The sequence below is a fragment of the Kitasatospora sp. NPDC058444 genome, from assembly GCF_042721415.1.
GTDB lineage: Bacteria > Actinomycetota > Actinomycetes > Streptomycetales > Streptomycetaceae > Kitasatospora.
On record NZ_JBHXLL010000012.1, the window covers coordinates 109,650 to 122,212 of the forward strand.

The following is a 12,563-nucleotide window of genomic DNA, read 5'->3' on the forward strand; positions in this document are numbered from 1 at the left end:
TTGGGCGAGGGCCGTGAACGCTTCGTCGACGTCCAGAGTGGTGGTGTGGCGACAGGTCGGACACCGCCCGGTCACCCCCAACACGTGCCTGTCGACTTCGGCCCGTCTGACGGTCCAGTGCGCCAGATCATCGTCCGTGACCAGGACCTGCTTGACCTCGAATCGTGTGGTGTCCTCCGTCATGGCAACAGCGTGCGACGTCGGCCCGGTGCGTGACGGGTGCGGCTACGCCGCACGTCGTAACGGCCTCGCCCCGGCGGGCGGCGGGCCGTAGCCTGCCGGGGAAACAGGAGGCGGTATGTGCGAGGACTACTGCGGCTACTCGACCGTGGTCGGCCCGCGCTGGCAGATCGAGTGGCTGATCGAGCACTGGCAGCTGATGCGGACGGCTGAGCGGTTCGGCATCGAACCACCCCGGCTCATCGAGTTCCGCGCGGTCGGCGACGTCGGAGAGGCCGCGTTCCGGGACGACCACAGCCCCGCGATCGCGGTGGTCCGCCACGCTCCCGGGATCGGCTCGGTGGCGGCCCACCAGTTGCAGACCGAACTCATGCTCACCCGCCGCCCCCGGCTGCCCCTGAACATCGACGACGACCGGCTCGACCAGCTCGCACCCCAGCTCCTGTGGGAACCCGGCTTCAGCGTCCGGCCCGCCCATGGCGGAGTTCCGGTCCCGGACGACCCCTTCGATCCGGAAGAGCTCCAGCGGCTTCGCGACAGTGCGCCTCGGGACCTGGTCGGACCACCGGCGCTCGGGCCCCGGGTCGCCGTTCTCGACACCGGAGTCCGTGACGCCGATTCGCCCATGATCGACTTCATCGAGTGCGACGACCTCGGCATCCGGACCGTCCCGCCGGCCGACGCCCGGGGCCACGGCAGCTCCGTGGCCACGGTCATCCGCACCGTCCGCGACACCGCCCGCATCCATCCCCTGCGGGTACTGCGCGACACCGGCCCGGGCGTGTCGTACGAGGTCCTCGCCGGACTCATCTACGCCCTGTGGTCCGGCGAATACGATCTCGTCAACGCCAGCCTGACCACCCAGGCACGGACCAGGTGCATCAGCACGCTCGGCCTCAGCATCGACTACGTCGTCCGGTACGCCGCCCGCAGGCGCGGCCCGCTGCCGGTGCTGGTCGCCGCCGCGGGCAACGAGCAGCACGCCACGAGCGGCTACCCGGCCCGAGTCCCCGACGCCATCGTCGCCCTCGCTTCCGACGACTCCGGCAACCCGGCCACCTACAACTCCGATCCGCCCGCAGGCGCCCGAACCGAAATCGCCTACGGCGCGAGCGAGTCCCACCCCCTCGGCCGTCTCCCCGACGGCACGCCCCTCTACGGAACCTCCTTCGCGACCGCCGTCGTCTCCGGCGCCTACCTGCCCTGACCGCAGCCCGCCCCGGGGATGACGGGCCTGGCGTGTCCGGAAGGCCCGTCAGCGCGCCGGTTCGCGGCGGCGCACCACGTAGCCCTCCAGGACCAGGGCGTCGAGGCCGGTCGTGAGCAGGAGGTCGACGGCCTCGGCCGGGGTCTCGACGATGGGCATGCCGCGCCGGTTCAGCGAGGTGTTGATGACCATGGGCAGGCCGGTCAGCCGCCGCATCTCCTCCAGCAGCGCCCAGTAGCGCGGGTTGGTCTCCCGGGTGACGGTCTGGAGGCGGGCCGTGCCGTCGCGGTGCACCACCGCGGGGATGTCCTTGCGGAGGTCGGCGGGCACCCGCGCCACCTGGATCATGTACGGGCTGTCGAGCACGCCCTCGAAGTAGTCGCCGACGTGCGAGGCCAGGACGGAGGGGGCGAAGGGCCGGAAGTCCTCCCGGAACTTCACGTTGGCGTTGATGTGGTCCCGCAGGTGCTCCCGCCGGGGGTCGCCCAGGATGCTGCGGTGGCCGAGGGCGCGGGGGCCGAACTCCGAGGGCCCCTGGAACCAGCCCACGACCCGGCCGTCGGCGATGGCCCGGGCCGCGATCCGCGCCCGGTCGCCGACCGGGTGCGGCCCGGTCCAGGTGAGCTCGTCGGCGCGGGCGGCCAGCGCCCGGCGGACCTCGTCGTCGCCGTAGCTCCCGGCGAACCAGGTGGACCCGTCGTGCCGCACCCTGTCCTTGCCGAGGACGCTCAGCCAGCCGTGGAAGGCGCAGCCGAGGGCGATGCCGTTGTCCCCGGCGGCCGGTTGGACGTACAGCTCCCGGAAGCCGGTGCGCTCCGGGATCCGGCCGTTGCACACGGCGTTGAGGGCGACGCCGCCGGCGTAGCCGAGGGTGTCGATTCCGCTCAACTGCCGGTACTGCTCCAGGAGATGGTGGACGGCCCGCTCGGCTTCGCGCTGGACCTGGTGGGCGAGGTCGGCGTAGGCCTGGAAGTGGCGCTTGAGGTTGGTGCCGTCGCCCTTGAGGTCGGCGGGGAAGCGGTGGACCCAGTCGTAGCGGTTGAAGACGCGGTGGCCGCGCAGGTCGAACAGCGGGAAGTCGTGGGCGCCCGGGGTGCCGTAGGGCGCCAGGCCCATCAGTTTGCCCTCGGCGAAGTCGCCGCCGAAGACGAAGCGGGAGACCGCGCCGTACATGGCGCCGATGCCGTGGCCGAGGGAGCGCGGCAGGATCGGGTGGGTCAGGTCGGTGACGTACCGCCTGAGCGGGGAGAAGTCCCGGAAGACCGGTTCGAGGACGCCGCCGTCGTAGACGTACAGGCTTTCCTTCTCCCACAGGCCGGCCTGCTCGTCGCGGGAGAGGCCGACGCAGCCGGGCGGCAGAACGTGCTCCGGGGCGTCGACGCAGTTGTCCAGGGAGCTGCCGCGGCCGTCGATGACGGCCACCGCCATCCGCTCGAAGGGGCTGGTGCCGACCACGCTGTAGGCGTGGGCGAGGTGGTGGGAGATGTTGACGCGCGGCACCGAGGCGGGGATGCCGCGGATGCCGCGACGGACCTGGTCCTGCTCGTCATACGGGTTGGTGGTGTTGTTCTCGACGAGCAGGTCGACGTCGGCCCAGGTGATGCCCTCGATCTCCAGGCAACGGCGCAGCGTGAGGTCGTCGTTGAAGCCGTCGTGCTTCTTCCGGGTCAGCCGCTCCTTCTCGATCGCGGCGACGATGACGCCGTCACGGAGGAGGCAGGACGAACCGTCGTGGGACAACCCGGTCCCGAGGACGTAGGTCGGCATTCATGGATCCCTTCTTCCTGCGGAACCGGATCACATGGGGCAGGGAATCGGCGAATCGCCCGGGCATGAAATGGGCGATGCGAATCGGTGGCGCGAATCGGTGAATCGGCGAGTCGGTGACGCGAACCGGTGAAGTGAGCCGTTGACGCGAATCGATGCAGTGAGTCGTCGAGCGCATCGGCCGGAATTCCAGGTGTCGCTCTACCCGGCCGCCACTCGGGGCAAACGGCGCCTCATGAAGTGGCTTGAACCGTCCCTGTCAACACGCGGGGCGGGGGATCTTTCCGGCCAAGCGGCGCCCGCCGGGTTTTTCCGCCGGACCCCGCCGGGTACGGTCTGCCTGCATCCGCTCAACCTCGTTGAAACAGCGAGAAAAAGCGTCGGCAACGCCCTCCGGCGGCCGCGCTCTCCGGTGCGCAATTCCTTTCGATCCGCAGTTCGCTCGGTCACGACCAGAGGGGTGGATCATGCATGACGCCATGGCGGGGGACTGGTCGCGCGTCCTGATCGCGGGCGGCGCCGGATTCCTCGGCTCCCACCTGTGCGAACGGATGCTCGACCAGGGCACCGAGGTGCTCTGCCTGGACAACCTCTCGACCGGCAGCCGGGCCAACCTCGACGCCTGCACGGGCCGTCCGGGCTTCACCTGGATCCACGCGGACGTCACCGACCCGGTGGACGTCCCCGGGCCCCTCGACCTCGTCCTGCACCTCGCCTCCCCCGCCTCCCCCGTGGACTACCTCGGCCTGCCGGTCGAGACCCTGCTGGCCGGCAGCGCCGGCACCCGTCACCTGCTCGACCTGGCCGCCGGCAAGCAGGCGCGGTTCGTCCTCGCCTCCACCTCCGAGGTGTACGGCGAACCGCTGGAGCATCCGCAGCGCGAGTCCTACCTCGGCAACGTGGACACGATCGGCCCTCGCAGCGTCTACGACGAGGCCAAGCGGTACGCCGAGGCACTGACCACCGCGTACCGGCGCCGGTACGGCACCGACACGGCGATCGCCCGGATCTTCAACACCTACGGCCCGCGCATGCGCCCGCACGACGGGCGGGTGGTGCCGACGCTCATCAGCCAGGCGCTGCGCGACGCCCCGCTCACCATCGCCGGCGACGGCAGCCAGACCCGGTCCTTCTGCTACGTGGACGACCTCGTCGACGGGATCTGCGCGCTGGCGGCGTCCGGCTGGTCCGGGCCGGTCAACCTGGGCAATCCGGAGGAGATCACCGTCCTCGAACTCGCCCACCGGATCAGGGAGATCACCGGCTCGTCCGCGCCGATCCGGTTCGTCCCCCGGCCGGAGGGCGACCCGTCGCGGCGCCGGCCCGACATCGGCCTGGCCATCGGGAAGCTGTCCTGGGAGCCGCGGGTGAGCGTCGACAACGGTCTGCGGCGGACCGCCGCCTGGTTCGCCGAGCACACCGACGCCGGGTGTACCGACGCCGGGCGCACCGGCGAGTCGCAGCAGGACGGTGGCGCGAGCGCCCGGGCGGCCGACGCTCCCCGCCCGACGCGGTGAGGCGGGGCAGCGGCGTGCCGCGCGTCCTCCACGCCGTCACCTCGGGCGGCATCGACGGCGCCCTGCGGTCGGTGGTGGCCCTGGCCCGGGAGCAGCGGGAACTCGGCTGGGACCCGGTGGTGCTGACCGCCCGGCACGGCTTCGCCGCCGAGGCCTGCGCGCGGGCCGGTGTTCCGGTGCTGGTCGAGCCGGCCTTCCTCCCCGCCGAGAGCAAGGACGCCACGCGGCGGCAGCGGATCGAGGAGTGCGCGGACGCCTGCCTGCGGGTCGTCGCGGCTGCCCGGCCGGACGTCCTGCACACCCACCTCCCCAGCGCGGGGCTGCGCATCGGCCACCTCCTCGCGCGGCGGCTGCGGCTGCCGCTGGTCCAGACCCACCACTCGATCCGCCTGCACCCGGCCGACCGGGAGGTGATGACCGGGACCGGGCTGCAGGTGATCGTCGTCGCCGAGGCGGCACGCGCCCTGCTGACCGGACACGGGGTACCGGCCGAGCGCGTCGCCTGCATCCCCAACGGCGTACCGGACCCGCCGCCGATCCCGTACCGGCTCCCCCGCACGGGCCGTCACCTGGTGTTCGTGGGGCGGCTGGCGCCCGAGAAGGGACTCGACACCGCGCTGGAGGCGATGGCCCTCCTCGCGGGCCGGCCCGGCTCCGACCGCCCGACCCTGCACGTCTTCGGGGACGGTCCGGAGGCGCGGCGGTACCGGTCGCGGGTGCGCGGGTACGGCCCGGCCGGGGCGGTGGCCTTCCACGGCGTCGTCCCCGGCATCGTGCACCCCGGGCTCGGCGCGGCCGCCCTCCTCGCGCCCTCGCGGCGCGAGGCCTGCCCGCTGACCATCCTGGAGGCGATGGCCAGCCGCATCCCGGTCGTCGCCGGCGCGGTGGGCGAGGTGCCGACGATGGTCCCCCACCGGGTCGGCGGGCTGCTCGTCACCCCCGACGACCCTGAGCAACTCGCCGATGCCGTAGCTCAGTTGATGGAGGAACCGGACGTCGCGGCGGCCTACGCGCGCAACGCCCGGCACAGGTACGAGACCACGTACACGATGCCGCCCATGGCACGACGGACCGTCGAGGTCTACCGGCGGATGCTGGAGCGGCGCCCCACCACGACCCCACGACGCACAGGAGAGTGCCGGTGAAGCTGTCACTGATCGTCCCCGTTCACACGGGCCGGGCCGACTACGCGGTGGAGCTGCTGCGCGAGGCGACGGCCGAGCCGCTGCCGGAGACGCAGATCCTCGTCGTGGACAGCTCCGCCGGGGCCGAGGCGCGCACCCTGGCGGACGCGTGCGCGGCACTGGAGAACGCGCGGTACCTGCGGGGGCCGCTGAACGCGGCGGACAAGCGGACCATCGGGGCCCACCACGCCGACGGCGCCTACCTGTTGTTCGTCGACTCCGACTGCCTGATCTCCCCCGCGGCGATCCGTGAGCACATCGACTTCATGGAGCGCGCCCCCGCCGGCGTCGCGGCCGCCATCGGCCCGACGGTCATGATGGGCGAGGACACCGCCTACCCCTGGACCGTCCTGCGGCACTCGCTGAAGTACAACCAGTGCTACGACTGGCCGGACCGCTACGAACGGGTGCTGTGGGGCACCACCTCCAACCTGGTGGTGCGGCGCTCGGCCTTCCTGGCCGTCGGCGGCTTCCGGCCGATGCGGCCGGCGCCCGTCGGCGGCGAGGACGTGGACTTCGGCGTGCGGGTCACGGAGTCGGTCGGTACGGTCGCGACCAACCCGCTGGCCGTGGTGCGCCACCGCAGGGAGCACATCACCCGGCTGCGCCCCGTCGCCCGCAGCCTGTTCTGGTACGGGGTGGCCGACGCCGCGCTGGTCGACCATCACCCCGCGCGCAGCACCCTGCACGCTCCGGCGGTCAAGGCGGCGGTGACGGTGACGGCGGCGGTCGCGCTGTCGGCGGGCACCCGGCGCGGCCGGCGGCGCCTCGCCCTGGCGGGCACCGCCGCGGTCGGCGCCCTGGCCCTCCGGGCGGCGCGGCGCCCCGACTCTCTGTACGCGCCGACCCCGCAGACCCCCGGGGCCGGCGTCCCCGAGGAGGCGGGCCGCGCGTGGGGGCCCAGGGTGACGGCCCGCTGCCTGGACGCCGTGTTCGACGTCGGCGTCATGGTCGGGGCGGTGCTGCGCGGGCGCCCCTGGCTGGCGGCCCGGCGCTTCGACTACGTCAACCCCACCGAGTTCGTCGACCGCGCCGGGCCTCTCGGCGGGAGCGGCGTTCGGGAAGCACCCGGGCCGGAAACGTCCAGGCCGAACGCGCCCGGGCCGGGAACGCCCGTACAGGACGCCCCCGGACGGAGCCGCCGGTGATCACCCTCGGCATCACGGGCAGCTTCGCCGCACTCGCCGGCGCTCGGCTGCGGGAACTGCCCGACTGGTTCTTCCACGACGCGGCGGCGGCACTGGTGGTCGACGGGGTCACCGTCGCGGCCGTCGAGGAGGAGCGCCTGAACCGCGTCAAGCACACCACGGCCTTCCCGGACCTGGCCATCCGGGCCTGCCTGCACCAGGCGGGGATCACCCTGGCCCAGGTCGACGAGGTGGCGTTCTTCTTCGGCGAGGAGTACGCCGACCTGGAGCTGGGCCACCAGTACGTGGAACGGCCGGCCGAGGAACTGGCGGGCGCGCGCGAGCTGCTGGTGGAGGGCCTGGAGCGCAGCACCGGATCCGCGGCGGCGGCGCGGGTACCGATCGGCTTCGTCCCGCACCACCTGGCGCACGGCTTCGGCTCGTGGGCGGACTCCGGCTTCGACGACAGTCTCGTGGTGGTGGTCGACGGCAACGGCGAGGCCGAGAGCATCTCGGTCTTCCTGGCCGACGGCGGCCTGCTGACGCCCCTCGCCACCTACCCGATCGAGGTGTCGCTGGGCCACCTGTACCTGGAGACGCTGCCGCTCATGGGGTTCCGGCGGTTCGACGAGTACAAGGTCATGGGGCTGGCACCGTACGGGGACCCGGCCGTGCACCGCGCGGACTTCGCGCGCTTCGTCGCCCCGCTCCCCGACGGCGGCCTCCGGGTCGAGCGGCGCGGGATGGTGGAGCACTTCCTGCGGGCCGGATTCACACCGCGCCGCGCGCACGAGCCGCCCCGGCAGGCCGACGCCGACCTGGCGGCCGCACTCCAGGAGGTGGTGGAGGGGCTGCTGCTGAACCTGCTCGGCCACTGGCGGCGGACCACCGGGCTGCGGCGGCTCTGCCTGTCCGGCGGGGTCGCGCACAACTCCTCGGCCAACGGGCGGGTGCTGGCGTCCGGCCTGTTCGACGAGGTGTTCGTGCACCCCGCCTCGCACGACGCGGGCGCCGCGCTCGGCGCCGCCCAGTTCCGTCAGCAGGCGGCGGTGCGGCGACGCGCCCGGCGGCGCGTGCCGCACGTCTTCTGGGGCCCGAGCATGGGCGAGCGGGCCGAGGTCGAGCGGGCACTCGCCCGCTGGCTGCCGCTGGTCGACGCCCGGCCGGTGCCGGACGGCAAGGAGGCGGCCCTGGCGGCGGAGCTGATCGCGGACGGCGCGGTCCTCGGCTGGGCGACCGGCCGCTCCGAGTTCGGTCCCCGGGCCCTGGGGCACCGCAGCATCCTCGCCGACCCGCGGGCCGCGGAGAACCGGGACCGGGTCAACGCCAAGATCAAGAAACGGGAGGGCTTCCGGCCGTTCGCCCCGGCCGTCCTGGAGGAGCGGGCCGAGGAGGTCTTCGACCTGGGGCCGACGGGCGCCGCACTCGGCTTCATGTCCTACGTCGTGGCGGTCCGTCCGGAGTGGCGCGAGCGCCTGCCCGCCGTCACCCACGTCGACGGCACCGCACGGGTGCAACTGGCCGGCCGTACGGACAACCCCGAACTGTGGGACGTCATCAGCGAGTTCGAGGCCCGCACCGGGGTGCCGGTGGTGCTCAACACCTCGTTCAACAACTTCGCCGAGCCGATCGTGCAGAGCGTCGACGACGTCGTGCGCTGCCTGCTGACGACGGAGCTGGACGGCGCCGTCCTGCCCGGCCACCACCTGCTCCGCCGCCCCGGCCTCCTGGACGCCCTACCGTCCTGCTCCGCCGTTCCGCTGCCCGCCACCCAGTACGAACGGGTGTGGCGGCGCGACGGCGGACAGAGCGTCGAGGACGCGTTCACCGTCCGACTGGGGACGCCGCGCTCGCGCGCCGTCCCCATCGGCCGCGGGCTGTGGGAACTGCTCGCCGACGGCGGCCCCGGCCCCGTCCTGCTCGGCGACGCCCGCACCCGTACGGAGGAGGAGCGCCGGCGGCTGCCCGAGGACGTGATGAGGCTCTGGGAGCATCGGTGCATCGAGGTGATCCCTCCGTCATGAGGCGCCGATCGCACCCGACGAACCCGACGCACCGGGCGCACCCGACGAACCCGACGCACCGGGCGCACCCGACGAACCCGACGCACCGGGCGCACCCGACGAACCGGCCGCACCGGCACGCAACCCACGGGAGCCGTCCGTGCACGACAGCGAGAACGACAGGACGAGGGAGAACCACGGGACGAGCGAGCACGACAGGGCGGGGGAGGTCGCGCAGGCCGTCGAGCTGGTCCGCGGCTGGGCGGCCGGGGTGCCGCACGTCCGCGCCGTCCTGGTCGTCGGCTCCTGGGCGCACGGCGAGCCCACCGCCCACTCCGACCTGGACGTCCTGGTGCTCTCCAGCTCGCCCGGGCTGCTCCGGGACGAGGACGGCTGGCTCGCGCGGTTCGGCGGCGCCGTGATCCGCCGCAAGACCTGGGGCGCCGTCGAGGAACGCCGGCTGCGGCTGCCGAACGGCCTGACGCTGGAGCTGAACGTCGCCGACCTCTCCTGGGCCCGCCCGGACCCGCCCGATCCCGGCACCCGCGGCGTCGTCGCGGGCGGGGTGGTCACCGTCCACGACCCCGACGGACTGCTGCGCACCCTGCTGACCGCGCTGGACGTCCCAGCCGTACGCCCGCCGTGGGCGGCCGGCGGAAGGGGGAGGCCGTGACCGCCGCCGGACTGCGGCTGCCGGACGGCCTCGTCCGCGGCACCTCCCGCACCGCGGCGGGCCGCGCCTGGCTCGACTCGCTCCACGGCGTCGTCCACCGACTCGCCCGGCGGTGGGAGTTCCGGGTGACAGGCGTCCTCGACTCCCGCTACGGCGCCGTGCTGACCGTCCGGGGCGGCCCGACGGGTCGGGCCGTACTGAAACTGTCGCCGCCGGGAGCGGAGGCGCTGGCCGAGGCGTTCGGGCTGGCCGCCTACCAGGGCGCCGCCGTGCCCGCGCTGTACGAGCGCGACGACGCCCTCGGCGCGCTGCTCGTCCAGGAACTGCGGCCGGGCACACCGCTCGCGGAGTCCGGGCTGACGGACGAGCAGGCCACCGAGGCCGTCGCGGACGTGCTCGACTCCCTGTGGTCGGTGCCCGTCGCCCGGCTGGAACGGCCCCGGCGGCTCGCCGAGTACACCGCCACCCGGCCCGCCGTCCTCCACGCCCGGTGGACGGCGGCCCCCGGGCTGGCACCCGAGGCACTACTCGGGGCGGCGCTGCGGATCCTGGAGGAATGGGACGACCCGCCCGCCCCGGTGATCCTCCACAACGACCTCCACCACCACAACGTGCTCTCCTCCGGCGGACGTTGGGCGGCCGTCGACCCGAAGTGCTCGCTCGGCCACCGGGAGGCCGACCTCGCGCCGATGCTGCGCAATCCGTGGCGGGCCGTCGAGGACGTCGCCGAACTGCGCGCACGCAACCGGCGCCGCCTGCGCTCCCTGGGCGCCGCCCTCGGCCTCGACCAGGACCGGGCCCGGCGGTACGCCCTGGCCAACTCGCTCGACCTCGCGCTGTGGAGCGCCTCGATCGGCGCGACGGACGACGCCGGGTACCTGGCGGCCGTCGCGCGGAGCCTCTGGTAGCCGCCCGCGCGTCCGCCTGTCCGTCGCCCGAGCCCGACCCGCCGGCGCACCCGACCCCCGCCCGCGCACCCGACCCATCTGCGCACCCGACCCGTCGGCGCACCCGACCCTCGCCCGCGCACCCGCCGCACCAGAACCGGAGGTCCCATGGACGGAGCACAGCTGTCCGCGTTCCGGGCCATGCTCGACGCCTTCCACCGGCGGGCCGCCGCACCGATGGGCGACATCGAGCGGTTCGAGTTCCTCAGCCACGAGATGTTCGACGTCTTCCTCCCCTCCGGGGCGCTCGGAGCCCGCCACGAGGACTTCCTCCTCGGCGGCCTGCTCCCGAGTGAGAACAGCCTCGACACCGGGAACTCCTACTGGCCCGCGCCACCCGACTTCCTGGCCGGCCTGACCCGGGCCGCCGGCGACCCCGACGGGCTGCGCGGCTACTACGGCCCGCTCGCCCAGGACGGGCTGGCCGACGCCGTCCGCGCGTTCCTCAAGGCCGAGGCCGCGATACCCGCGGACACCCTCGACGTGACCGTCGGCGCGGGCACGGTGCACCTCTACGACCTGCTCTGCCGGCACCTGGTCCGCCGCGCGGGCGACGTGGTGCTCAGCGCCCATCCGGTCTACGGGTTCTTCATCCCGCACGCCGAACGCGCCGACGGCCGGACCCTGCTGCTGCGCCCCGACGACGGCTTCCGCTGCACCCCGGAGCTCCTCCACGGTTCGATCCGCGCGATCGAGGACGACCTGCTCGCGGACTGGCGGGACACCGCGGCCGCGCGCACCGAACTCTGGCTCTCCGGGCTGCTGACCCGGCTCGGCGTCCGCGGCGGGCGCGCCCTCGTGGTGGCCGGCGCGCGCAGGATCGCCGCGACCCGCGCCTGGCCCGAGCGGCCCCGCGACTGTGACGCCCTGGTGCGCGCGCTCCTCTCCCCGCTGCTCGCGGAGGCCGGACTGGACTGGGACCACGCCGTGGCGGCCGGCCGGCTGCCCAACCCGCCGCGAGTGGTCGCCTGGCTCCACATCAACCCCACCCAGGGCGGCGACCTGTACCGGCAACCCCAAGTCGACCGGCTCGCCGAGGTGTTGGCGGACACCGGCGTCACCCCCGTCGAGGACCTGGCCTACCACTCGATCCGGGCGCCCCTGCCCGAGATCGGCTCGTTCCTGCGCACCGGCACGCCCGCCTACCAACTGCTCGGCCTCTCCAAGCCGCTGGCCATCGCGGACTGCCGGCTCGGGGTGCTCGTCTCCCCACCCGGAACGGCGGCCGCCCTGGGACGGCTGGTGGAGACCTCCGTCGGCTGGGTACCGGCGTACCTCCAGGCCGCCGTCCGGGACGTGCTGACCTCCCCGCGCACCGGCCCCACCCTGGACTGGCAGTCGCACGGCTCGCCCGACGGCTACGCCGAGAAGGCCGCGCTCGCGGCGGCCACCCTGCGGGGCTTCCGGCGAGCCGGGCCGCCCGGCCACCGCGTCCGGGCCGCCCGGGTGGCCGTGATCTGCGCGGACCTCGCCGCCGAGCTCACGGCACGGCTGCGCGCCCACGGCCGGAGCCCGGGGGCGGCCGACGCCACGGGTTCCCTCGCCGCGGCCTCCGGTTCCGCCCGCTCCGTCGCCGCGGACTTCGATGACGCCGGCTCCGTCGCCCGGTTCCTCGACCGGGGCCTGGGGCGGTGGCTGACTGTTCCCCGGGAGCCCGAGACCGGCTTCTTCGTCATGGCCGACTGCGGGCCACTGCTCGCCTCCGAGCTGGGCAGAGCCCTCCGACTGACCTGCTCCTTCGACGTGTTCGCGCTCCTGGTGCACTTCATGGGGATCCGCACCATTCCCGAGGAGGTCATGACGGTCCGCGGCGCGGCGCCCCCCGCGCGGCTGCTCCGGCTGACCTTCGGCGTCGCCGAGACCACCTGGGTGCGTGCCTGCTTCCTGATCCACTTCGGCCTGGAACTCCTGGAGCGCGGCCTCGTCGGCGCGCCACCGACCCGATAGTCCCCTCTCCT

The 12,563-nt window shown here is 74.0% G+C and carries 9 protein-coding genes; 8 read left to right on the top strand and 1 reads right to left on the bottom strand.

The window, feature by feature from the left end; genetic code table 11:
* Nucleotides 1-298 precede the first annotated feature (298 nt).
* Complete coding sequence (locus ACFWP2_RS15795) at nucleotides 299-1,387, top strand: S8 family serine peptidase (protein ID WP_380451338.1); 1,089 nt, start codon at nucleotides 299-301, stop codon at nucleotides 1,385-1,387.
* 48 nt (nucleotides 1,388-1,435) lie between these two features.
* Here ACFWP2_RS15795 and ACFWP2_RS15800 read toward each other — a convergent pair whose 3' ends face one another.
* Nucleotides 1,436-3,154 carry a carbamoyltransferase gene (locus ACFWP2_RS15800; RefSeq protein ID WP_380451340.1) on the bottom strand — a complete coding sequence of 573 codons (1,719 nt, stop codon included), beginning with the start codon at nucleotides 3,152-3,154 and terminating at the stop codon, nucleotides 1,436-1,438.
* Between the two features lie 467 nt (nucleotides 3,155-3,621).
* Between ACFWP2_RS15800 and ACFWP2_RS15805 the strand changes: the two genes are divergently transcribed.
* The 7 genes from ACFWP2_RS15805 to ACFWP2_RS15835 all read left to right on the top strand — a co-directional run bounded on the left by ACFWP2_RS15805 (nucleotide 3,622) and on the right by ACFWP2_RS15835 (nucleotide 12,552).
* Nucleotides 3,622-4,671 carry a UDP-glucuronic acid decarboxylase family protein gene (locus ACFWP2_RS15805; protein WP_380451342.1) on the top strand — a complete coding sequence of 350 codons (1,050 nt, stop codon included), beginning with the start codon at nucleotides 3,622-3,624 and terminating at the stop codon, nucleotides 4,669-4,671.
* 14 nt (nucleotides 4,672-4,685) lie between these two features.
* Entirely contained in the window at nucleotides 4,686-5,816 is a 1,131-nt protein-coding gene (locus tag ACFWP2_RS15810) for a glycosyltransferase family 4 protein (RefSeq protein ID WP_380451344.1), read from the top strand.
* Entirely contained in the window at nucleotides 5,813-7,003 is a 1,191-nt protein-coding gene (locus ACFWP2_RS15815) for a glycosyltransferase family 2 protein (RefSeq protein WP_380451346.1), read from the top strand. Before ACFWP2_RS15810 ends, ACFWP2_RS15815 begins: the two co-directional genes overlap by 4 nt.
* Nucleotides 7,000-9,006 carry a carbamoyltransferase gene (locus ACFWP2_RS15820; protein WP_380451348.1) on the top strand — a complete coding sequence of 669 codons (2,007 nt, stop codon included), beginning with the start codon at nucleotides 7,000-7,002 and terminating at the stop codon, nucleotides 9,004-9,006. Before ACFWP2_RS15815 ends, ACFWP2_RS15820 begins: the two co-directional genes overlap by 4 nt.
* A gap of 139 nt (nucleotides 9,007-9,145) precedes the next feature.
* Nucleotides 9,146-9,658, top strand: coding sequence for a hypothetical protein (locus ACFWP2_RS15825; RefSeq protein WP_380451350.1), 513 nt, complete (start codon nucleotides 9,146-9,148; stop codon nucleotides 9,656-9,658).
* A complete protein-coding gene (locus ACFWP2_RS15830; protein ID WP_380451352.1) occupies nucleotides 9,655-10,566 on the top strand; it encodes an aminoglycoside phosphotransferase family protein in 912 nt (303 codons plus the stop codon). The genes ACFWP2_RS15825 and ACFWP2_RS15830 overlap by 4 nt, the downstream gene beginning before the upstream one ends.
* 147 nt (nucleotides 10,567-10,713) lie before the next feature.
* Entirely contained in the window at nucleotides 10,714-12,552 is a 1,839-nt protein-coding gene (locus ACFWP2_RS15835) for a hypothetical protein (protein WP_380451354.1), read from the top strand.
* Nucleotides 12,553-12,563 lie beyond the last annotated feature (11 nt).